Below are 21,031 nucleotides of genomic sequence, written 5' to 3' on the forward strand. Positions count from 1 at the left end.
CGTATAGCACAAAAAAATCGTCTGGAAACCCCTATCTTCAGATTTCGTCGAGACGCCTCCTGCGACGGCGAGAATCCAGCCTAAACACGCGCCCGATCACGCGGAGGACGACGGTACTGAGCACAAGTGTCGCGTGCCGCTAGGGCTCTTGGGAGCGAAAGCGAAGGCCCGCGATGTTCAACCCCGTCTGATCCAGAGATTCCGCAACCAGGTATGAGGCCGTTACGTCGCGACGGTAGGCGACGGCAACGACCTTCTGAGGCTTGCGAACTCGCGGCCGCTGGCGCGACACGGTCGGCTTGGCACGGGTACGTGCGTAGGCCTGCTGCTTGGCGATGGCCTTACCCAAGTGACCGCCAAGCGCCATGTACCCGCCCGACCAATTCGTGCCGATCACCAACGAGGCATCGCTGAGGCCCTGAGCGAAGCTGCTGCGGACGTCAGCCAAAGTTGCTGCGGCACATATGAGGGCAATCGCCACAAACCTGAGAAACGCCATTGCATTCGGTCCGATGTTTAATGATTCTGGCTATATAGAGAGTCCGCAATGCTTCGGTAAACAAAAAGTTAATTTATTTTCCAATTCGACCCATTCCGGGTCATTTCTTTAGAAAAAACGCTTTTCCGATTTATTTCGCCAATTCGGGATTCCGGCTCGATTCGATAGGCCAATTCGCCCAGCCCATTGCTCTCTTTCGAAAGCCAGCCCTCAGTGCGGCCCCATCAATCGGTCTTTGACGACTTCGGCAGAGTGGTTCCCGCCTCCTTGAACTTCAGCAAGTGCGCATCGTCGGCGGCGCCCTTCGTCTCGGCAACGACGCCGAATTGAAGCGGCTCATCCTGCGCGTAGCGTTTCCCCAACCGGTATGCGATCTCGGCGCGAGCGGTCTCGACGCCGAGATAAAACGCGTGGCCGGGATCTGCACGCGTATCGAGATGCGGGAAGAGCTGAAACGGATCTTCCGAGACGTGATGTCCATTGCGGTTGTAAATGTGGATGCCATCTTCCGCGACTTCGATGCGATAATTCTGGTCGCGGATCTCGGCCGCGAGCGCCTTTATTTCCGCAGGCGTCGATGCAAATCCCTTCCGGTCTCTGAGGGCCATGAGGCCTTCTCCAAATCCCTGCGGAAGTGCTTCCGCCTTGCGCGCCGCATAGAATTCGCGTCGCGCCCGGTCGAATTCCTTGATCGCCGTCCGGCAATGCGGACTTACCTGCACGGCGAGAACCGCCGTGATGTGAAGTTCCGAGCACATGCCCATCAGCAGCGCGTTGATACCGGTCGTATCAGCGTCCGTCAGTTCGGTGACGTTGCCGATTCCCATGAGAATCGGAATATCGGGACGGCGTTTGCGCAGATCATAGTAACGCGCAACCGATGCCGTGAATCCGTAATGGATCGGATCAAGAATGGGATCGGCGTAAAACGGCTTACCTTTGGCGATCATGATATCGATCACGCGATCGAGCGAGTCCATATCGGCCGCGCCGGCGGAGATGAGGATCGGGGTCGCTGGGCCTTCGTCGACAATCGATATGGTCCTCTCATTGAGGCTGAAAAGATAGTCCGCCCCCGCGCGCGTTGCCCTGGACAGTTCCTCGGCGTTGAAGGAATCCACGCTCACCTTCGCGCCGTCGGCGTGCAGCGCTGCGATTGCCGCTTCGAGATGCGGAAATGGGCTATCCGGGAGACAGCCGAGATCGATGACGTCGGCGCCATCGGCCCGCATCTTGCGCGAACGTTCGACAATCTGCTCCGGCGTCATCAGCGTCGCGTCGACAATTTCGCCGAAGATCGTGACGTCGTATTCCGAGAGATCGACCTTTCGAGCGGTCTGACCAAGGTAGGCCGGCAGATCGGCGATCTCTTCGGGGCCGCGTTCGAAGCGCGTACCGAAGTGATCGGAGAGCCGGTCGATATCGCCACGAAAGCGGCCGGGAAGGATAACCCTGTCGGCATTTTCCGGGAGCTTCAGCCGCCGTTCGACGATCTCCGTCGTCATCAACGCGGCTACCTTGACGCCGACGCAGGCGACGATCGGTTCCAGATCAGCGTCATTGAGTTCGCCGGCGATACGCTTTACCCGGGGCTCGGCCAGTGATCCGGTTACCAATACAATGCGCTTGGCCATAGGCGGGCAATTCCCTTTGCGAATGCGTCTTGCGTGAAGTGGCACCGAACGGGGCGCGACGCAATCACCCCAGCGCTTCCCATCGACAAATCACAGGATTTACGGTTTTCGTCGTCGCTCAATATGGAGATGCGTGGTCATGAAGACGGTTCTTCTCATAGGTATCGGCGCCGGAAATCCGGATTACGTGACGATGCAGGCCGTCAAGGCGCTGAACGAGGCCGACGTTTTCTTCTTTCTCGACAAGGGACAGGAGAAGGAAGACCTCATCAATCTTCGAAGAACCATTTGCGAGCGGTTCATAGAGGACAAATCGTACCGCATTGTCGAGGTTCCGGGGCCCGTGCGAGACGCGGATGCGCGGGACTATAAATCCGGCGTGCAGGCGTGGCACCGAGACAAGGCGAAAATCTTCTCCGATCTGATCGGCAATGAGCTTGCGGACGGCGAGGTGGGCGCGTTCCTCGTTTGGGGTGACCCTTCCCTCTACGACAGCACCGTGCGGGTGATTGAGCACATCATCGCTGAAGGCGTGCTGGCGTTCGAATACAAGATCATTCCCGGGATCACTAGCGTTCAAGCGCTCGCGGCGGAGCACAAGATTGCACTGAACCCGATCGGCGAGCCGGTCCACATCACGACGGGGAGACGGCTCAACGAAGGCCTGCCTGACGGCGTCGATACCACCGTGGTCATGCTCGACAATGGATCGGGTCTCCGAGCCCTCATCGATGAAGACGTCGATATTTTCTGGGGCGCCTATCTCGGGACGCCCGATCAAATCCTGATCTCAGGAAAACTCAAGGAATGCGTCGAGGCGATCGAAGAGGCGCGCTCGGAAGAAAGGAAGCGCAAGGGCTGGATCATGGATACCTATCTGCTGCGGCGAAAACCGCGGCCGTAGGCCACCCAGTCTAACCGTTGCTGCCCCAGTCGTCCCACGGGGGCCTTTTCCCGAAGCGATCGACAAGAAAATCAATAAATACGCGGGTTTTCGCTGCGAGGTATCGATTGGGCGCGTAAAGCGCGTGGATCGTCAGATCGGCAGGACAATTGTCCGGCAGGACGATTTTCAATCGGCCGGCGGCGATGTCTTTTCCCACGATAAACATCGGAAGCATCGTAATGCCGATGCCTTTCACAGCCGCGTCGCGCAACGCGTCGCCGTTGTTCGACGCCATGCACGACCCGATCGAAACGGAAATCGGCTCGCCGTTTTCGGTCAGATGCCAGCGTTGCAGTGACGTTGTATGGCCGTAACTCAGGCAGCGGTGATCGACCAAGTCGGCCGGCGTCTGCGGCGCGCCGTGTTTTTCGATGTAGCCCGGCGATGCGACAAGGACCATGCGTGCTGGGGTGATGCGGCGCGCGATGAGGCTTGAGTCGGCCGGGGTGCCGATCCGAACCGTCACATCGGCGCCTTCTTCCAGCGGGTCGATGAACCTGTCCGTCAATATCAGTTCGACCTTGAGATCGTCGTAGCGGATCATGAAGTCGGCAACGGCGTCACCCAGATAAAGCGTGCCGAACGACATCGGCGCGTTGACCCTCAGCGTGCCCTTCGGCTCGTCGTGCAGGCGGGATATTTGCGCTTCCGTCTCCTCGACCTGGGCGAGGATTGCGAGGCAGCGCTCATAATAGGCGAGACCGGCTTCCGTCGGCGTTACGCGGCGCGTCGTGCGATCGAGAAGCCGCGCGCCGAGGGTCTCCTCCAGCTCCATGACGGCCTTGCTGACGGCGGACCGCGTGAGGCCAAGGCGGCGCGCGGCTTCCGCGTAGCTACCGCTCGCGATCACCTTCACCAGCGCGTTCATCGCCTCAAGCTTGTCCATTGCATCCTATTTGGAAACAGTATGATTGAATTTTGACGGATTGAGCCCATCCGGTCAACAGACATATGGTGCCTTTATCGGGCGGCCGAGCGTCGTCCAGCAGATTCACAGGTCTCGGAGGCACGCAATGACGAAGGTTCTCGTTCTCTACTACTCGAGCTACGGCCATATCGAAACGATGGCGGGGGCCGTGGCCGAGGGGGCCCGGGAAGGCGGCGCCGAGGTGACGATCAAGCGCGTGCCGGAACTCGTGCCGGAGGCGGTCGCGAAGGCGAGCCATTTCAAGCTCGATCAACCTGCACCGATCGCGACGGTCGACGAGTTGGCTGACTACGACGCCATCATCATCGGCGTCCCGACGCGGTTCGGAAACATGCCGGCGCAGATGAAGAACTTCCTCGATCAGACGGGCGGCCTTTGGTTGTCCGGCAAGTTGATCGGCAAAGTCGGAAGCGTCTTCACGTCGACGGCCACTCAGCATGGCGGCCAGGAGAGCACAATTCTCTCGACCCATACTGTGCTGCTGCACCAGGGCATGGTGATCGTCGGGCTCCCTTACTCGTTCGCGGGTCAGATGGGCGTGGCGGAAATCACTGGCGGTTCGCCTTATGGCGCGTCGACGATTGCGGGCGGCGATGGCTCGAGACAGCCGTCGGCGAACGAATTGGCAGGCGCGCGCTTCCAGGGCCGTCACGTCGCGCAGATTGCAGGACGCCTGAAGGGCTAACATACGCATACGGATCGTCGCCGAATTGGCGACGGTCTAGTTCCGCCGGCGACGATTGAAGCGCCGGAGCGACTAACCACATTGGAAAGCAACACAGCAAATCTCGTGCAAACGAGAAAGGAGAAGTCATGTCTGGAATTCATCACGTGACTGCGATTGCTGGCAATCCGTCCCGCAATCTCGACTTCTACACCAAGGTTCTTGGCCTCCGACTGGTCAAGAAGACGGTCAACTTCGACGATCCGGGCACCTATCATTTCTATTTCGGAGATGAGACAGGCAATCCGGGTACGATCCTGACCTTCTTCCCGTGGGATCATGCTCCGCGTGGACGCAACGGCGTCGGAACTGCGCAGCAGACGATGTTCCGCGTGCCGGAAAGCGCGATCGGCTATTGGGCGCATCGCTTCGTCGAGAAGGGCGTGCCGCATGAGGCGATCGAGAAGCGCTACGGGCGTTCGGTCCTGGCATTCAGCGATCCTGACGGCATGAGCCTCAGTCTCGTTGGCGTACCCGGTGCCGAAGCGGAACCGGCCTGGCAGGGCGGAGACGTCCCGGCAGAGCACGCACTGCGCGGCTTCCATGGTGTCAGTCTTCTGCTCGAGGACGCGACACGGACGGGAGCTATCTTGACGGATGTTTTCGGATTTACCGAAACCGACAGCGAGGGACCCATCAAGCGGTTCGTCGCGAACGGTACGGTGGCCGGCGGCATCGTCGAGATCCGTGAAGCCAAGGGATTTCTCCCTGGGCACATGGGGCGCGGCTCGGTCCATCACGTCGCGTTCCGCGCTGCGAACGACGAAGTGCAGGCCGAGATGCGGAAGAAGCTCGTTGAGAACCACGGCATCCGTCCCACGGAGCAGAGGGATCGGGACTACTTCCGGTCAATCTATTTCCGCGAGCCGGGCGGCATTCTCTTCGAGATCGCGACAGACGAGCCAGGATTCGCAGTCGATGAGCCTCTGGCTTCTCTCGGCCAATCCTTGAAGCTGCCGCGATTCCTCGAAGGCCGCCGCAAAGAAATCGAAGCCGTCTTGGAGCCTTTGGAGCAAGCAGCATGACGACGCTTACGACAGACCTCATCCGCGCGGGCGCACCCATCGGTGCCGCCCGCGCGGCGATGAACATGGTTCATGGACGCGGCGCGAGTGCCGAGGGCATCCTCGGACTCGCGGACGCCTTCGATGCGCGCGACGTCGCCTACGTCGCGCCGCAAGCGGAGGGCGGAAGCTGGTATCCGTATTCGTTCATGAGTCCCATTTCGCAAAACGAGCCGTATCTCAGCCGTGCGCTCGAAACGCTCGGCGGCGTGGTCGAGGATCTTCAGCGCGAAGGCATGCCTTCCGAGCGCATCGTTCTCTTGGGATTTTCTCAAGGTGCTTGCCTCGCGCTCGAGTTCGCGGCTCGCAACGCGCGTCGCTTCGGCGGGGTTGTCGCATTGAGCGGCGGTCTCATCGGGCCTGAGGGCATGAAGAGAAACGACGCGGGCACTCTTGAGGGCACGCCCGTGTTTCTTGGCTGCAGCGATGTCGATTCTCACATTCCGCTGGCGCGGGTGCATGAATCGACGGCGCTGCTGACAAAGCTCGGGGGCGATGTTACCGAGAAAATCTATCGCGGCATGGGCCACACTATCGTTCAAGACGAAGTCGACCACGTCAAAAAGATCTTGCAAGGCATCGGAGCGCCCGAAAGCAGGTACTGAAATGGAATTCGACTTCGAGAAAATGACCGCGGACGATCGTTACAAGATTCTGACCAGCACGATCGTACCGCGGCCCATCGCCTGGGTAACCACCACATCCAAGGACGGCGTCCGCAACGCGGCGCCGTTCAGCTTTTTTACGGCTCTCAGCAAAGATCCGCCGTTGCTCGCGCTCGGGATCTCGCCCGGCGGCGACGGCACCATGAAAGATACGGCACGGAATATTCTCGACACGCGCGAGTTCGTCGTCAATTTAGTTCCGCGCAGCGCTTCGCACTCCATGAACCTGACGTCCAGCGTCGTGCCGCCAGGTGTTGACGAACTCGAGATTGCCAATCTCGAAACGCGGCCGTCGCTCAAGGTCAAACCTGAACGTATCGCCATAAGTCCGGTTGCATTCGAATGCCGATTGCATACGCCAGTCGAGTTTCCAAATCAGCTGATTGCGCTTGGCCAAGTCGTGCAGGCGCACGTCGAAGACGCGTTCATTCTCGACCCTGAGAAATTTTACGTCGATACCATCGCGATGGATCTCATCGGGCGCATGCACGGCCGGGGCTGGTATACATCGGCGGACGGGATGTTTCAGATCGACCGGCCTTGATGGGCTACCGGCGTCAAATGTGGCGCCGAAACGAAGTTCCGGCGCCACATTTAAGCAAATTAATTTCTTCGTGAGCTGAGCGTCTTCGGGCGAAGACCTCAGGCCTTATGAGAAATGTCTCGGGTCGCCTCGAATAGGAACCACACGCGCCGCTCCGCTTCGTCGATCCAGTTTTCGAGAAGACTTGCAGTGGCCACATCGCCATGCTCGTCGCATAGATTGTGAACCTGCCGCATTTCGTCGACGAGTTGGAGATTGTCGTCCCTCAGCTCGGAGAGCATGTCATTGGGGGTAACGAAGGGCGCATCGTTATCGAGGATGCGCTTCTGGCTATTGATCTGGCCAATGGAGCGGAGTGTCGTACCGCCGATCTTGCGAACGCGCTCCGCAATATCATCGGTCGCAGAAAAAATCTGATCGCCCTGCTCATCCAGCAGCAAGTGATAGTCGCGAAAATGCGGGCCGGACATGTGCCAATGAAAATTCTTGGTCTTGATATATATGGCGAAAAAATCTGCGAGAAGCGCCGTCAGTGCACCAGAAAGATCTTTGATGGCATTGTCGGCGAAGCGAGAGGGCGTATCGAGTGGGAGCTTACGTCGGGCCTTGGCGGATTCCGCTTTCATGACTCGTAGTTCCTTACCTTTTGTTGCCTCAGTAGTGTTCCTTCCAGAGTGCGCCTTAAAAAATCCTTCAGCACAGCTCGTTCGCTACAGACATTGCTCCCCCGTCGCTTCTTCGAGCACCGCCTTTAACATGGCGGACATTTTATCTAAAGTCGGCTCAACGGCGGACGCTATTCCGTATTGGCTTACCAGCCAGTCCAAATCGAGATGCGCCACCCACGTGACGCCTTCATCGTCCTCCCAAACGACAACCCTCAGCGGGAGCTCCAATCCGATCTCTTGGGACTGCTGCATAAGCAGCGTACCCACGCTTGGGTTGCCAAAAAAAAGCACTTCTGTCGGGAGAAGCTCGAGTCCGACTTTCTTCGCTGCGGCTGCATGATCGATTCGGGCCAGGAGAGTTTGCCCATGTTGGGATGCCGCGGCTGCCAGCCGATCGGCGGTCTCCTTCGCCGGGTAATGGCTTCGATGTCTGGCCACTCCATTGACCATGATTTGGCAACCTTGGTTGGACACTTGCTAGAGTATAGCTCGGTATAGCCGACCTCCAAGTCATCCGTACGTATAACTAAAACAGTTCCAGCTATTGAAAAATTGCATAAAATTCTCGACAGCAAGGCGAACGCCGAAAATAATCCGCTCGCGTCCGTTTCTAGAATAAAACCGGCTTCTCGCTTGAAAGTAAATGGGATCCTGTGGGCCCATGTCTCGGTCGGCACAATACATCGGTAAATACCGGCCGACCGGCAAAGTGTCGGCGAAGGCTATTCGTCGATGAGCGCGGATCGAACGGACTGCAAAATCTCATCCGAGATTGGGTGACCTTTGGTTGACCGCGCGAGCACCAGTCCGCCGACGAGCATCGAGAGCTGCGCCAGAGTTTCTTCACGCGTCGCGGCTTTCTTTTTTCCTGACAATACAGGGGCAAGCCTATCGACTAATGTATCCATCGATTCCGCGAACGTTGCGCGCACTGCACCTCTCGGATTTTCGCGCGCGAGGTCGCCGCACATCGCCGCCGCGGGACAGCCGAGGCCAACAGAGTCGCGGTGATTTTTTGATGCATAGCGCTTGATGAACTCGGCTCGCGCTGCCTTCCGGTCCGAGCCGTTTCGCTCGATGAACCCTTCGTAAGTGCTACGCCGATCTTCAAACGCCTTCGCGCATGCTTCCGCTACGAGCGCCTCCTTCGAACTGAAATGTCCGTAAAAGCCGCCGTGGGTGAGGCCGGCCTCAGCCATCACATCGGGAACGCTGACGCCGTCTATGCCGTGCTCGAGAAAAAGCCGGGACGCTGCATCGAGAACGTCTTTCCGGTGCTGATCCGCCTGCTTGCGCGATACTCGCGGCATAATTTTTCCTCCTTCGCCCCGCGCATCCGACTTGGCGGCTGCTTGGCGCTTATTTTCATTATTGTCGTGGTTCCACCCACGCCTTGATTAGCACAAGTCATTGCTGTGTCGAGGCGGTTGCCAGTTCACCTGCGCATTCGCGGCAACCGGGTGCGGCAACATCGGCGTTGCGGCGGGCCTCGCCTTATTTAATTACGGTCATCATATATTATTCTTCACGGCGTGCATAGCCAATCGAGGGAGGATCCAAGACATGTCGCAAGACCCGATCGTCATCGTATCCGCAGTGAGGACGCCGTTAGGCCGCTTCTTGGGGGACCTCGCGCCTCTCCGGGCGTCAGAACTCGGCGCGCATGCGATCCGCTCCGCGGTCGAGCGCGCGAAACTTTCGCCGGAGAAAGTCGACGAGGTCGTTTTCGGTAACGTGTTGACCGCCGGCCAGGGTCAGGCTCCGGCACGTCAGGCTGCGCGGGCTGCCGGGCTTCCCGATGCGACCGGCGCGACGACGATCAACAAGGTTTGCGGGTCCGGAATGAAGGCAACCTTTCTCGCCCATGATCTACTGGCGGCCGGTTCTGCGGATATCATCGTGTCCGGCGGCATGGAGTCCATGTCGAACGCGCCGTACCTTCTTGAGAAGGCGCGCACCGGTTTCCGCGTGGGCCATGGGCAGGTCTTGGATCACATGCTGCTCGACGGTCTTGAAGACGCTTATGAAAAAGGGCGGAGCATGGGTGATTTCGGTGAAGCCACGGCGGAAGCCTACCAGTTCACACGTGCGGACCAGGATGCCTTCGCCGTCGAGACTTTGACGCGTGCACGAGCCGCGGTCCAAGGCGGAGCTTTCAAAGCCGAAATTGCGCCCATTAAAATTGCGGCCAAGGATGGCGAAAAAATCGTTTCGGACGACGAGAACCCGCTGAAGGTTTCGCCTGAGAAGATCGCGAAATTGAAACCGGCTTTCCGGCCGAACGGAACGATAACCGCTGCGAGCGCCTCAGCGAATGCGGATGGCGCCGCCGCGCTGGTTCTTACGCGCCGCTCGATCGCCGAGCGTGAAGGACTTCCCATTCTTGCAGAGATCCGCGCCCACGCGACGCATAGTCAAGAACCGGCGTGGTTCACGACCGCTCCGATACCGGCGATGCGCAAAGTGCTTGCCAAGGCCGGATGGTCGGCGGGCGATGTCGATCTTTATGAGATCAACGAAGCCTTCGCGGCAGTTGCCATGGCTGCGCAGAAAGAACTTTCGATCCCGCGTGACAAGCTCAACGTGAATGGTGGCGCATGTGCCCTCGGGCATCCGATTGGCGCGACCGGCGCGCGGCTCATCGTGACGCTGCTTCACGCGCTCGAGCATCGGGGCGTCACCAAGGGAATCGCGTCCGCGTGCATCGGCGGCGGCGAAGCGACCGCCATCGCCATCGAACGCGTGCTTCAGTAAGCTTGAACGTGCGGTTAGGCCTCTTAGACGAGGCCTAGCCGCGACTGCAATCGATCGGTCGATGCCCTGATGAGGCGGTCGGCAACGATGCCGATGAATGCAATGGCAAAGCCAGCCGTGAGGCCTCGCCCGGCGTCGGCTTTCGCGAGAGCAATGAACACTTCCTGTCCAAGATCCCGCGTTCCGATCATCGCGCAAATAATGATCATGCTAAGCGCGAGTAGCACGGTCTGATTCAATCCCAGCATGATTTCCGGCAGCGCCAACGGCAGCTGGACCCGCCAGAACATCTGACGCGGTGTGCAGCCGGATACGGTCGCCGCTTCGATGAGATTTTCCGGGATCTGCCGGATACCGTGATTGGTGTAGCGGATCGCAGGAACAATCGCGAAAAGGACGGTTGCGATCATTGCCGTCACGTCACCCACGCGGAACAGCATCACGACCGGAATGATGAAGCAGAAGGACGGAAGCGTCTGCAGCGTGTCGCAAATCGGCATGAGGAAGGCCGCAAACCGATCGCTTCGAGACGCCGCTATGCCGAGCGCGATGCCGAATATCGCGGCTATCACCGCCGAGACGCCACACAAATACAGTGTCGCCATCGACTTTTCCCAGAGTCCGGTCGCGGCGCAAAAAGCCGTCATCAGGACGACGAGTATGGCGAGCCGCGGACCGGAAAGGCGATAGCCGGCGAGGCCCACCAGAAGGACCATTCCGAGCCAAGGGAATTCGACGAGAAAATCCCGGATCGGATTGAGGACGTAGAGCAATAGGAATGTCCGGAAAGCTTCGATGGCATCGAAGAAATGGATATTCACCCAATCGACGACGGCCTTCCACCACGGCGCCGTCGACATCTTGATGGCGGCCGGAACCGACGCGAACGCGGGCACGAAAAGGCTCAGCACAGTTGTACCGGCGATAACGGCGACCGCGGCCGTCAGCATCGGATACCGGTTGACGAAATTCTGATCGGCGACGTGGACGGACGGCCGCTGGCGCGCGGCCGCCTGGCTCAGTCTGTCCAGAACAATGGCGAGCGCAACGATCGCGAGCCCTGCCTCCATGCCCTGCCCGATCTTCAAAGCCCGAAGAGCAAGCAGAACGTCATAGCCGAGGCCGCCTGCGCCGATCATCGAGGAAATGATGACCATGTTGAGCGCAAGCATGATGACCTGATTGACGCCGACCATCAACGTCGGGCGACCAGACGGCAGCAGGACCTTCAGCAACTTCTGGCGCTCAGTGCATCCAACCATCTCACCGAAATCGTCGATCTCGTGCGGTACGCGCTTTAGCGCCAGCACTGTCGCGCGGACCATCGGTGGCATGGCAAATATCGCCGTTGCAAGCATGCCAGACACTGGGCTGTTGCCGAACAGGAGCAGCATCGGGATGAGATAGGCGAATGTCGGCATCGTCTGCATCAGATCGAGCATCGGCTGAATGATGGCGCGGTCGAACCAAGGCTTACGAAAGGCGACGACGCCGAGCCCGAGGCCGAAGACGACGCAAAGCGGGACGCTGATTGCAATGAGCGCCAACGTCAGCATGGCGCTATCCCACTGTCCGAATAGCGCGATATAAATCATGCAGCCTGCCGCGAGTGCGGCGAGCCTGCCGCCACCGAAGGCAAAGCCTGCGATCGCGAACGCGGCGCAGATACCAATCCACGAGAGGCGAGGAAGCACGAGAGCGTCGGGGCCGTAGCCGAATTTCCAACCTTTCGCGAGCAGAGAGATGGCCCACTGAAGCGGGACATTGAAGATGTCCGTTATGCCTCGCGTCAACCACGTGAAATTGGTTTTCACCCACGCCATGAACGCCGATATCCAGTCAGCGACCGGGATGACGGCGTCGGAGGGATATTTGACGGCCCAAGGTGCGATGCCGGGCATCATGTAGAGAATTGCAACGACGGCGATGGCCGCGATCCATACGAGCGTCCATGCGGATATCGGTGCGGGCCGCGCCATGATGGAAGTCTCGGCGACGGTCATATACGTACCTCGCGCGTCAGATCGCGATCGGCGAGCAAATCAATGACCGCGTCCGGCGTCACTTCTCCTAGTGGCTTGCCGTCGGCTCCGGTCACGAGGAAGTTTTTCCGGACGCCGACGATCCGCGCCGAGAACGTCGACACTTTATCGGTCGCCTGCACCGTTCCACCGTAATCCGCGGACGGCGATACAGGCTGCATCAGTCGCGCAGCCGACATGACCTTGGCGCGTTGTACGTCGCGTGTGAATTCGGCGACATAATCCGTCGCCGGATGCAGGACCAGTTCTTCGGGGGTGCCAGTCTGAATGATTTCTCCGTCTTTCATGATAGCGATGCGATCGGCCAGCCGGATCGCCTCATCGAAGTCGTGCGTGATGAATACGATCGTTTTCTTGAGGACGCTCTGCAAGCGAAGCAGTTCGGTTTGCATCTCTCTGCGAATGAGCGGATCGAGCGCCGAGAACGGTTCGTCCAGAAACCAGATCTCCGGCTCGACGCAGAGGCTTCGCGCGATGCCGACGCGCTGCTGCTGGCCGCCCGACAGCTCGCGCGGATAGAACTGCTCGCGTCCATTGAGGCCGACAAGCTCGATGACTTTTCGGGCTCGGGCCTCACGCGTTTTGCGATCCACGCCCTGCACCGATAGTGGAAATGCGATGTTGTCGAGCACCGTCAGATGCGGCAGCAGCGCGAAGTGCTGGAACACCATGCCCATACGGTGACGGCGAATTTCGATGAGCTCGTCGGGCTTTGCTTTGAGAAGGTCCATGCCGTCGAGCTCGACACTTCCCCACGTCGGCTCGATGAGGCGCGAAAGACAGCGTACGAGCGTGGACTTCCCCGATCCGGACAGGCCCATGACAATAAAGATTTCGCCGCGCTTCACTTCAATCGACGCATTCCGTACGGCGCCGACGAGCTTGGCCTCGCTGAGATTTTCCGACGTCACCATGCCCGCGCGATCGGCAAGAAACTTTTCAGCTCCGGCGCCAAACACCTTCCAAACATTCTTGCATCGCAGCTTCACCGGCCGGTCGTCTTCGGTCAGTTCCGCTTCTTTGCGCATCGGCGCTTGATCGTTCATTCCAGATTGCCTCATGCGCTCGCTTGGGATTTGCTTCTAAACAAAGAGAACCGGACAGCCTTGGAAAAGGCCGCCGGTTCTGGTCGTTTCAGTACGTGCGGCAAAGAAAAAATCCGGTTCTTACTTCGCCCATTCCTTCCACTTCGCCTCATTGGCGGCGATCCACGCGGCGGCAACGTCGTCAATCGATTTGCCTTCGAGATCGATTTGACCCGACATCTTGTTCAATTCGTTGACGTCGATCGTGTAGGCCTTGGCGACCTTGTATGCGCCGGGCCACTTATCCTTCAGGCCCTTCCAGGAGTACTTCCAGATTTCGCCGTGCGGTTTGCCGCAATCGTATTTCTTGTCCGGATTTACGCCCCACTTCGGGTCGGTGTAGCAGGCCGCTTCGTATTCCGGGAATTGCACCCATTCGCCCTGATATTTTGCGGGCGCCCAGTGCGGCGAGTAAATCCACAGCAGGATCGGCGCTTTGCGTTGATATGCTGAATCCAGCTCCGCGAACATCGCGCCGTCGGTTCCGGCGTGCACGACAGTGAACGGCAGACCAAGCGCTTCGACACGCTCGTCATCGAAGCCTTCCCACGTTACGGGCCCGCCGAGATAGCGACCCTTCGGGGCCGTATCGGCCGTTGAAAATGCCTGAGCGCATTTGGGATCTTTCAGTGCTTTCCAATCGGGGAGGCCCGGGCACTTTTCCTTCATGTAGAGCGGATACCACCACTCTTCCTTCGCCTTGGGGCCAAGCGCGCCGAGACGTTCGGTCTGACCCGTCGCGTCCGATGCCTTCATGGCCTCAGCTGCGGTCGTGTCCCAAAATTCGACGCCGATATCGATATCGCCGTTGGTGAGACCTGTCGTAAGGCTCGAAAGGTAGTCCGCTGTCGGATATTCGACGTTGTAGCCGAGCTTGGTGAGAATGCCGCCGAGGATTTTGGCGTTGAGATTGACGCTCGTCCAATCGAAGAGCGCGATCTTGATTGGATCATTGGATTCGGGTGCCGCCATGGCTAGAGGCAGGCCCGTCAACGACAGCAACGCAGCACAAGCTCCACCGGTCAAAACACGTTTGACAGAACGGTACATTGGTTAGCCTCCAAGCCAACTTTGTTGACATCAACGTAGGAAATCGGCATCGCCCGATTTTTCCTGTGAGTGATAATTTTTGAATTATGCTGCTGTTGTCCTGATCCGTACAAGGCCAAATTCAAGGCAATCGCCGATTATTCCGGCAGCATAGTTCGAGCAATTTGCTTTCCCCCTTTCGTTAAAAGAAAACAGTCAGAATCGAATTCGGCGCACATCAGCGCGCCGCGAATTTAATCACTCGCGGCGGTGTGAGGGTCCGGCGTTTCGGCCCTTCGCAGGACGTGTTGCCACTAACTCAGCCCGACCTCCGTCACGCTGGCGGCATCTGGAAGTACCAATTCGCAACGAGCACGACGGCGAGGCCGCCGAGCAGCGCCACGTAAGGAAGTATGCCGGCTTTCCGCTCGCCGAGATCCTGACCGGTCAATCCCAAATCTTCGAGCGCGCCTTTCGGGAAATGACCTTTGTCTTGCACGTAGTGCCGGAAAGCGAAGACCGGGATGATGAGTCCGGCAAAAATGAAGCCGACCAAGAGCGCGTTCGAATAGCCCCAGACTTTCGCGCCCGCGCCCATGAAGAGCGCGTTGACGAACGCGAGTACCGTATTCAATCCGATCAGCCACGTCGGCGCGCGATAGGGGCGGTCGATATGGCCGCTATCGACGCGATGCATCCAACCCGCATTGAGGTTGAGGAAGTTGAAGATGATGTAGCCGACGTTCGATACCGCGAGGATGAAGAAGTAGCCGGCCGAGTCGGACGCGATCGCGAGCAGGAACAGGTTGAAGACGAGGTCAGTCCACATGGCGCGCGTTGGCGCACCGTGCTCGTTGGTATGGCTGAGATAGCGCGGCAGCCAACCATCGACTGAGCCCTGGTAGAGCGTTCGCGATGATCCGGCCATCGCCGTCATGATCGCGAGCACCAGCGCCAAGATCATAAGCGCGACGAAGAGTTCTTTGATGAATGCGCTACCGCTGGCGACCATGTTGGCCATGGCGTCGGCGACGCCCGTGCCCGCCACGATGCCGGGATCTTTCATTCCTTCGACGCCGAGAACGCCCTGGAACGTGAAGGGCACCAGAATATAGAGCAGTAGGCAAAGGAGCCCGGAATAGAAGATCGCCTTGAACGTGTCGGTTCGAGGATTGCGGAATTCCCGCGTGTAACAGATTGCTGTTTCGAAGGCGTAGGTAGACCACGCGGCGATGAACATAGCGCCGAAGAAAAGCGTCCATCCGACGTTATCACCGGTACCCGGGAGATACGGGCCCGCGACATTCGACGCGTGGAACTGGCCGTTGATGAGCGGGACGATTCCGACGATCAACATCGGGATAATGACGAGGAGGCCGATGTACTTTTGCGCGTTCGCGGTGCCGAGGATGCCACGATGCTGAATAGCGAAGACGATCAACATCAATACGGCGCCGATGAAGAAGGAAGAGTTGAAGTTCAGCGTTCCAAGACCCGGCACCGCAACGCTCAGTGCATTGAACGATTGGATAGCTGGCGTGTGAACCGCGGTTACGGCGGTGATAGCGTCCGCCGCAGCTTTACCGGCATTCGCGGGATCAGCGAGCCAAGCGATGACTTCCGGCGATTGAGCTGTGAAGGCCGGAATCGGAGCGACGGCATTCAAGATATAGCCGGCCGCGATTGCGCATCCGAGGGACAGAACCGGCGACCATGCGAACCAGTTACACCAAACTGATAGCGGCGCGATCAATTTGGAATAGCGGAGCCAAGCCGTCGCGCCATAGACCGAAGCACCGCCGGATTTGTTAGGAAAAAGCCCAGCTATCTCTGCGTAGGTGAAGGACTGCAAGAACCCCATGATCATGGAGACAGTCCAGACAACAAAGGCAAGCTTGCCCGCGGTGCCGGCGATGCCGCCAATCGAGAAGAGGACGAGAGCGGGCACTCCGCTCGCCACCCAGAAGGCGCCACGCCAATCGATGGCTCGATGAAGTGTGTTTCCGGAATCTGCCCCGGTGGCTGGTTCGTAAGTCGCTGCCATGCGCATCCCCCGATGCTTGAGTTTGATCCGCGTGCGACGTGATAAAACGACAAACGCCACGAACCGGGTCTCCGGCGCGTGGCGCTAAACGATCAGCATAATTCCGAAAAGTGGATCGCGCCTGGGACAAAGCCAGGCGCTGCAGACATTTGCGTCCGCTGCGGCTCCGGTTAGTTGCTCGGTGTCCAATTTGGACATGCGGACCCTGTACCAATCACAACCAATTAGGCCGCTAAGTTAGCGGTATTTCAAGCTATCACAGCAATCAGTGAACGCAACGCATTTGGCGCATTCTGGATAAAATCGATTTCGCTGGAGGCATCGCACGGAGCGCCGATAATTTCGGTCCGGGCGTTAGCGCGAACTGATTTCTCGCATGAAGTTGCGATAGAACTTTTCTGCATCGGCAGCGAAGTTCGCCGTGTGAGGTTTCGCCGTCTCGGCCATACGCGGCAGTGCGCCCGGTCCGTGCGTTCGCTCCAAAGCCGCGGCGTATGCAGGGATATTGCCCCAGTCCGCGATCGTATTTTCCTCGATCTCGACGTGGTACTGCATGCTCCAGGCATTGCGGCCGACGCGCATTGCCTGACACGGGCACACGTCCGATTGCGCGAGCACGACAGCGCCTTCCGGCGGTTGGGCCACGCGCACCGAGTGCCATTGAACCGCTTTGAACCGCTTTGGCAGATCGCCGAACACCGGATCGCTGCCGGCCTCAGGCGTCAGCGCGACGTCGAGTATGCCGATTTCAGAAGGACGTTGCGGTCCGCATGTGCCGCCGAGCGCATCGGCGAGGAGCTGGTGCCCGAGGCAGAGCCCGACGAAAGGACGGCCGAGGTCGCGAACCCAGCGCCGGATCGCACGCTTTTCCTCGATGAGCCACGGACATTCCTCGACGTCCCACACGTCCATGGGTCCGCCCATCACCCAAAGCGCGTCATAGTTTTCGAGCGCCGGAATGGCCTCGCCCTCGTCGAGTTCGACAGCGTCCCATGAAATGCCATCGGCGGCGAAAAACTTACGGAAGATGCCAGGATGCTCGCACGCAATGTGCTGAAAGACGAGAAAGCGCACGAGGCCCCCCTATGCCTGCTATTGAGGGGCGTCTTGTGGCATAATTGAACGGATATTTCTACCGCGGAAGAGCACGGCCGAAGGCTGAACGGATCGACTGCTCCCGTCCCCGCGGTTTCGCGATGGTCCGCGCGACATCAGAGGTTCATTGTCGGGCGTTACGCTCGCGGCTTATCGATATAAAAAATGCAATTTCCTTTTCGAATGAGTGAGCGAAGATGAAGACCAAATATTTTATCGCGATTGCATGTCTGGCCGAACTCGTAAGTGCAGTCCCCGCTTTTGCGGACGCGCCCAGGCACAACGTCGTACTGTTTGTTCCGGACGGGCTGCGGGCCGGCATCGTGACGCCCGAGACGGCACCGACGTTTGCCGACATTCGGGACAAGGGCGTCAACTTCGCCAACAGCCATTCGCTTTTTCCGACGTTCACGATGCCGAACTCCAGCGGCATGGCGACCGGGCACTACCTCGGCGACACCAGCGTTTTCGGAAATGTGCTTTATGCGGGCTTTCCGATCCGCACGGCCGCTTCGGCTCGAATGTCCTTCATCGAGAACGATAGCGTGATCGGTGATATCGACGAGCATTTTGCCGGCAACTTCATCGACGAGGAGACGATCCTTCACGTGGCGCATCGCGCCGGGTTCAACACGGCTGCTATCGGCAAGATTGGCCCGACGCTCGTTTTCGATCACACGTCGCGCGGTGGCGGCGAAAGCGTCATCGTCGATGATGCGACGGGGACGCCTGCAGGCATTCCACTCGCATCGTGGGTGAGCGACGGTCTCAAAGCGCAGGGGCTGCCGGTGGAGGCTCCGAGCCGGCTTACGAACAAAGAGAGCGGAAATTCCCACGAGCCCGGAACGAAGGACGCCAATGTCGTTCAGCAGGGGTATTTCGCTGCCGCCCTGACAAGGGTCGTTCTGCCGAAGTTCAAATCCGACGGAAAGCCGTTCGTCATCGTCTTCTGGTCGCGCGATCCGGATGGCACACAGCATAACCAGGGCGACAGTCTGTTGAAGCTCGAGCCCGGCATCAATGGACCGACGTCGATGGCGGCGATCCGCAATGCCGATTCAAACCTCGCCGCGATCCGGCGAACGCTCGACGACCTTCAGCTTTCCGACACGACCGATATCGTCGTCTCGGCGGACCACGGCTTCTCGACGATCTCGAAACAAAGTGAAACCAGCGCCGCGGCTCGCGCAAGCTACGCGGACGTGCCTGCGGGGTTGCTGCCTCCGGGATTTCTGGCGATCGACATTGCGGCGGCTCTGAACCTGCCGCTTTACGATCCCGAAGCCGGGAACGCCAAAGTCGAAGGCGGAACGCATCCGAAAAACGCAGACGGCCTGATCGGCGAAGATGCGAATGCGCCGAAGCTTGTCGTCGCGGCAAATGGCGGCTCGGATCTCATCTATATTCCGAGCGGCGACTCGGGCTTGGCCAAGAGGACGATCGATGCACTGCTCACGCAGGACTACGTCAGCGGGCTATTTATCGACGATAGCCTCGGTACTTTCGCCGGTACGCTGCCGTTAAGCGCGATCAATCTTCGGGGCTCGTCGCTGATGCCGCGGCCATCAATCGTCGTCAATTTCAAAAGCGTGTCGACGGGATGCGCAGAACCGGTTCTCTGCACCGCTGAGGTCGCCGACACCGGTCTGCAGCAAGGCCAAGGAATGCATGGCAGCTTCGGCCGTGCCGATACGGCCAACTTCATGGCGGCGTTCGGTCCCGACTTCAAGAAGGGCTTCGTCAGCGAGGCGCCCGCGAGCAACGCCGACATCGGGCAGACGATTGCTGCGATCCTCGGGTTGATGCCGGAAAGTCATGGCAAACTCGTCGGCAGAGCGCTGACGGAAGCGTTGCCGGCGGGAACAGTGCCGACGTGGGAGCGCAAGACGATCGTGTCGGGACCGTCGTCTTCGGGCCTGCGGACGATCCTCAATTATCAGGTTGTGGGCGAGACCAAATATTTCGACGCGGCGGGCTTTGGAGGACGCACGGTCGGCCTTTCACCAGATCCGGCCCTAGCGCTCACGAAGTAGGACCTCGCGGCCGTCACCCCTACATGCTCTTCGACGTGACGGCGAGTTCGCGGCTTGAATTGGCCGCGTCTGCTTTGGCGACGCTCATGTCGTTGCCGCGCCAGACGAACGTGTCTCCGGCCCAGCCTTCGACCCAGAGCAGCGGGAGCAGTGCGTCGCGCAGCATCCACGCAATCGGCGACTGCCATTTCAAGTGCCAGCCCGCGACGCTCGCCAAAAGCGCTTCGGCTCCGTACCAGACTGCAATCAGGCCTGCGAGCACCGTCAGCGGATCGAGACCGATGCTCGAAGCTGCCGCGAAGCCCGATGCGATCGGCAGCATGCTGCCCGAAAGAATTTCCGGCGCGTAGAAAACGGGAAACGTGACGCGGCGCAATCTCGCCCAGCGTACTTGTCGCGCCCACACCTGCTTTACGGATCTTGGACCCAGCGGCTGCTTGAACGGGCGGTCAACAAGGCGCACGCGGAGACCATGTGCGCGGACGATCTTCGTCGCGGCGGCATCTTCGGCAATCTCGGCGCCCAGCGCTTCGACGCCACCTGCCTCATCGAGAATATCGCGGCGCCAAAGCATCGACTTGCCTTGCGCAAATCCCAAGCCGATCGTATCGGCGGCGCTTTGCCAGCGGGCTTGATACGTATTGAGGAACGCGCATTCGAGTCCGGCCCAAAATCCTATCGGATGGCTGCCCACGGGCGGCGAGCAAACGAGACCGACGCCCGGCTCGAAGCTGCGGAAGAGATCACCCAGGTAGTTCTCGGGCATCAACACATTGTTGTCGGCGAGAACGATCCAGGGATACCGCGCGGCTGCCCAGCCCTTGACGATGTTGTTCAGCTTGGGATTGCTTGTCGGCCTGTCATCGCCGATGAGCAGCATCGCGTCGATATGCGGGTATTTCGCGATCAGTTTCCGGACGAATGGCACTGCCGGGTCGTCTTCGCGAGCAGCGCAGAAAATGACCTCATAGGTGCCATCGGCGAGCTCGAAGGTCGAGCGCAATGTCATTTCGTCGAAATGATCCAGACCGCACACAGGCCGGACGATGCTGACGGGCTCGACACTCAAGCCGCGCGGGCGGGTCCGAGACGACATAACGCGCGATAACGCCAGTGCGACCGATACGAGATGTGTTGCCGTAGCCGCTACGCAGAAGATTAGAGCCGCCGCCGTGACGAAATCGGCCATCTCACCTACCCGGTTAAAAATCCAACCGCTGCATTCCAGGATTCAGTGAAATTTCGACGACAGTTACGCGACGCATCCATGACATAGG

General features: G+C 59.2%; 19 protein-coding genes. 7 read left to right on the forward strand and 12 right to left on the reverse strand.

The window, feature by feature from the left end:
• Window positions 1–139: 139 nt before the first annotated feature.
• Together K2Q04_RS19270 and K2Q04_RS19275 are read right to left on the reverse strand one after the other, a co-directional pair.
• The gene (locus K2Q04_RS19270) at window positions 140–499 is read right to left on the reverse strand and encodes a hypothetical protein (protein WP_291166550.1); all 360 of its coding nucleotides are present in this window, start codon (window positions 497–499) and stop codon (window positions 140–142) included.
• Window positions 500–723: 224 nt separating this feature from the next.
• Window positions 724–2,133, reverse strand: coding sequence for a DUF6513 domain-containing protein (locus tag K2Q04_RS19275; RefSeq protein WP_291166552.1), 1,410 nt, complete (start codon window positions 2,131–2,133; stop codon window positions 724–726).
• A 139-nt stretch (window positions 2,134–2,272) separates the two neighbouring features.
• Here K2Q04_RS19275 and cobF point away from each other — a divergent pair, with 139 nt between their 5' ends.
• Entirely contained in the window at window positions 2,273–3,037 is a 765-nt protein-coding gene (gene cobF / locus K2Q04_RS19280; RefSeq protein WP_291166554.1) for a precorrin-6A synthase (deacetylating), read from the forward strand.
• Window positions 3,038–3,047: 10 nt separating this feature from the next.
• Here the strand turns inward: cobF and K2Q04_RS19285 are convergent, their stop codons facing one another.
• A complete protein-coding gene (locus K2Q04_RS19285) occupies window positions 3,048–3,965 on the reverse strand; it encodes a LysR family transcriptional regulator (protein WP_291166556.1) in 918 nt (305 codons plus the stop codon).
• 127 nt (window positions 3,966–4,092) lie between these two features.
• Between K2Q04_RS19285 and wrbA the strand changes: the two genes are divergently transcribed.
• The 4 genes from wrbA (at window position 4,093) to K2Q04_RS19305 (ending at window position 7,004) form a co-directional block, all read left to right on the forward strand.
• On the forward strand, window positions 4,093–4,692 hold the full coding sequence (wrbA, locus tag K2Q04_RS19290) for an NAD(P)H:quinone oxidoreductase (protein WP_291166558.1): 600 nt from the start codon (window positions 4,093–4,095) through the stop codon (window positions 4,690–4,692).
• A gap of 128 nt (window positions 4,693–4,820) precedes the next feature.
• Complete coding sequence (locus tag K2Q04_RS19295) at window positions 4,821–5,756, forward strand: ring-cleaving dioxygenase (RefSeq protein WP_291166560.1); 936 nt, start codon at window positions 4,821–4,823, stop codon at window positions 5,754–5,756.
• On the forward strand, window positions 5,753–6,400 hold the full coding sequence (locus K2Q04_RS19300; protein ID WP_291166563.1) for a dienelactone hydrolase family protein: 648 nt from the start codon (window positions 5,753–5,755) through the stop codon (window positions 6,398–6,400). The genes K2Q04_RS19295 and K2Q04_RS19300 overlap by 4 nt, the downstream gene beginning before the upstream one ends.
• A gap of 1 nt (window position 6,401) precedes the next feature.
• Complete coding sequence (locus K2Q04_RS19305; protein ID WP_291166565.1) at window positions 6,402–7,004, forward strand: flavin reductase family protein; 603 nt, start codon at window positions 6,402–6,404, stop codon at window positions 7,002–7,004.
• A 98-nt stretch (window positions 7,005–7,102) separates the two neighbouring features.
• On the opposite strand, the gene K2Q04_RS19310 is transcribed toward K2Q04_RS19305, so the two are convergent.
• The 3 genes from K2Q04_RS19310 to K2Q04_RS19320 all read right to left on the reverse strand — a co-directional run bounded on the left by K2Q04_RS19310 (window position 7,103) and on the right by K2Q04_RS19320 (window position 8,982).
• Window positions 7,103–7,630, reverse strand: a complete 528-nt coding sequence (locus tag K2Q04_RS19310; protein ID WP_291166566.1) for a DNA starvation/stationary phase protection protein — start codon at window positions 7,628–7,630, stop codon at window positions 7,103–7,105.
• 84 nt (window positions 7,631–7,714) lie between these two features.
• A complete protein-coding gene (locus K2Q04_RS19315; RefSeq protein ID WP_291166569.1) occupies window positions 7,715–8,122 on the reverse strand; it encodes a DUF302 domain-containing protein in 408 nt (135 codons plus the stop codon).
• 272 nt (window positions 8,123–8,394) lie between these two features.
• Complete coding sequence (locus K2Q04_RS19320; protein ID WP_291166571.1) at window positions 8,395–8,982, reverse strand: TetR/AcrR family transcriptional regulator; 588 nt, start codon at window positions 8,980–8,982, stop codon at window positions 8,395–8,397.
• Window positions 8,983–9,235: 253 nt separating this feature from the next.
• On the opposite strand from K2Q04_RS19320, the gene K2Q04_RS19325 reads away from it, so the two are divergent.
• Window positions 9,236–10,426: an acetyl-CoA C-acyltransferase gene (locus K2Q04_RS19325; protein ID WP_291166573.1), complete on the forward strand. Its 1,191-nt coding sequence runs from the start codon at window positions 9,236–9,238 to the stop codon at window positions 10,424–10,426.
• A 23-nt stretch (window positions 10,427–10,449) separates the two neighbouring features.
• On the opposite strand, the gene K2Q04_RS19330 is transcribed toward K2Q04_RS19325, so the two are convergent.
• The 5 genes from K2Q04_RS19330 to K2Q04_RS19350 all read right to left on the reverse strand — a co-directional run bounded on the left by K2Q04_RS19330 (window position 10,450) and on the right by K2Q04_RS19350 (window position 17,700).
• On the reverse strand, window positions 10,450–12,429 hold the full coding sequence (locus tag K2Q04_RS19330) for a proline/glycine betaine ABC transporter permease (RefSeq protein WP_291166575.1): 1,980 nt from the start codon (window positions 12,427–12,429) through the stop codon (window positions 10,450–10,452).
• Window positions 12,426–13,514 carry a glycine betaine/L-proline ABC transporter ATP-binding protein gene (locus K2Q04_RS19335; RefSeq protein ID WP_291166577.1) on the reverse strand — a complete coding sequence of 363 codons (1,089 nt, stop codon included), beginning with the start codon at window positions 13,512–13,514 and terminating at the stop codon, window positions 12,426–12,428. The genes K2Q04_RS19330 and K2Q04_RS19335 overlap by 4 nt, the downstream gene beginning before the upstream one ends.
• 120 nt (window positions 13,515–13,634) lie before the next feature.
• On the reverse strand, window positions 13,635–14,525 hold the full coding sequence (locus K2Q04_RS19340) for an ABC transporter substrate-binding protein (RefSeq protein WP_291166768.1): 891 nt from the start codon (window positions 14,523–14,525) through the stop codon (window positions 13,635–13,637).
• Window positions 14,526–14,916: 391 nt separating this feature from the next.
• Window positions 14,917–16,626 carry an APC family permease gene (locus K2Q04_RS19345; protein WP_291166579.1) on the reverse strand — a complete coding sequence of 570 codons (1,710 nt, stop codon included), beginning with the start codon at window positions 16,624–16,626 and terminating at the stop codon, window positions 14,917–14,919.
• A gap of 354 nt (window positions 16,627–16,980) precedes the next feature.
• On the reverse strand, window positions 16,981–17,700 hold the full coding sequence (locus tag K2Q04_RS19350; RefSeq protein WP_291166581.1) for a type 1 glutamine amidotransferase: 720 nt from the start codon (window positions 17,698–17,700) through the stop codon (window positions 16,981–16,983).
• A 218-nt stretch (window positions 17,701–17,918) separates the two neighbouring features.
• Between K2Q04_RS19350 and K2Q04_RS19355 the strand changes: the two genes are divergently transcribed.
• Window positions 17,919–19,754 (forward strand): alkaline phosphatase family protein, encoded by a 1,836-nt coding sequence (locus K2Q04_RS19355; RefSeq protein WP_291166583.1) that lies wholly within the window; start codon window positions 17,919–17,921, stop codon window positions 19,752–19,754.
• Between the two features lie 19 nt (window positions 19,755–19,773).
• Here K2Q04_RS19355 and K2Q04_RS19360 read toward each other — a convergent pair whose 3' ends face one another.
• Complete coding sequence (locus tag K2Q04_RS19360; RefSeq protein WP_291166585.1) at window positions 19,774–20,943, reverse strand: ceramide glucosyltransferase; 1,170 nt, start codon at window positions 20,941–20,943, stop codon at window positions 19,774–19,776.
• Between the last annotated feature and the right edge of the window lie 88 nt (window positions 20,944–21,031).

The sequence above is a fragment of the Hyphomicrobium sp. genome, assembly GCF_019753045.1.
Taxonomy (GTDB): Bacteria; Pseudomonadota; Alphaproteobacteria; order Rhizobiales; family Hyphomicrobiaceae; genus Hyphomicrobium_B.

Coding starts and splice junctions, on each gene's coding strand:
- K2Q04_RS19320 (WP_291166571.1), bottom strand. CDS start 8,982: ATGCCGCGAGTATCGCGCAAGCAGGCGGATCAGCACCGGAAAGACGTT.
- wrbA (WP_291166558.1), top strand. CDS start 4,093: ATGACGAAGGTTCTCGTTCTCTACTACTCGAGCTACGGCCATATCGAA.
- K2Q04_RS19340 (WP_291166768.1), bottom strand. CDS start 14,525: ATGGCGGCACCCGAATCCAATGATCCAATCAAGATCGCGCTCTTCGAT.
- K2Q04_RS19360 (WP_291166585.1), bottom strand. CDS start 20,943: ATGGCCGATTTCGTCACGGCGGCGGCTCTAATCTTCTGCGTAGCGGCT.
- K2Q04_RS19330 (WP_291166575.1), bottom strand. CDS start 12,429: ATGACCGTCGCCGAGACTTCCATCATGGCGCGGCCCGCACCGATATCC.
- K2Q04_RS19355 (WP_291166583.1), top strand. CDS start 17,919: ATGAAGACCAAATATTTTATCGCGATTGCATGTCTGGCCGAACTCGTA.
- K2Q04_RS19270 (WP_291166550.1), bottom strand. CDS start 499: ATGGCGTTTCTCAGGTTTGTGGCGATTGCCCTCATATGTGCCGCAGCA.
- cobF (WP_291166554.1), top strand. CDS start 2,273: ATGAAGACGGTTCTTCTCATAGGTATCGGCGCCGGAAATCCGGATTAC.
- K2Q04_RS19295 (WP_291166560.1), top strand. CDS start 4,821: ATGTCTGGAATTCATCACGTGACTGCGATTGCTGGCAATCCGTCCCGC.
- K2Q04_RS19315 (WP_291166569.1), bottom strand. CDS start 8,122: ATGGTCAATGGAGTGGCCAGACATCGAAGCCATTACCCGGCGAAGGAG.
- K2Q04_RS19325 (WP_291166573.1), top strand. CDS start 9,236: ATGTCGCAAGACCCGATCGTCATCGTATCCGCAGTGAGGACGCCGTTA.
- K2Q04_RS19310 (WP_291166566.1), bottom strand. CDS start 7,630: ATGAAAGCGGAATCCGCCAAGGCCCGACGTAAGCTCCCACTCGATACG.
- K2Q04_RS19345 (WP_291166579.1), bottom strand. CDS start 16,626: ATGGCAGCGACTTACGAACCAGCCACCGGGGCAGATTCCGGAAACACA.
- K2Q04_RS19335 (WP_291166577.1), bottom strand. CDS start 13,514: ATGAACGATCAAGCGCCGATGCGCAAAGAAGCGGAACTGACCGAAGAC.
- K2Q04_RS19305 (WP_291166565.1), top strand. CDS start 6,402: ATGGAATTCGACTTCGAGAAAATGACCGCGGACGATCGTTACAAGATT.
- K2Q04_RS19300 (WP_291166563.1), top strand. CDS start 5,753: ATGACGACGCTTACGACAGACCTCATCCGCGCGGGCGCACCCATCGGT.
- K2Q04_RS19275 (WP_291166552.1), bottom strand. CDS start 2,133: ATGGCCAAGCGCATTGTATTGGTAACCGGATCACTGGCCGAGCCCCGG.
- K2Q04_RS19285 (WP_291166556.1), bottom strand. CDS start 3,965: ATGGACAAGCTTGAGGCGATGAACGCGCTGGTGAAGGTGATCGCGAGC.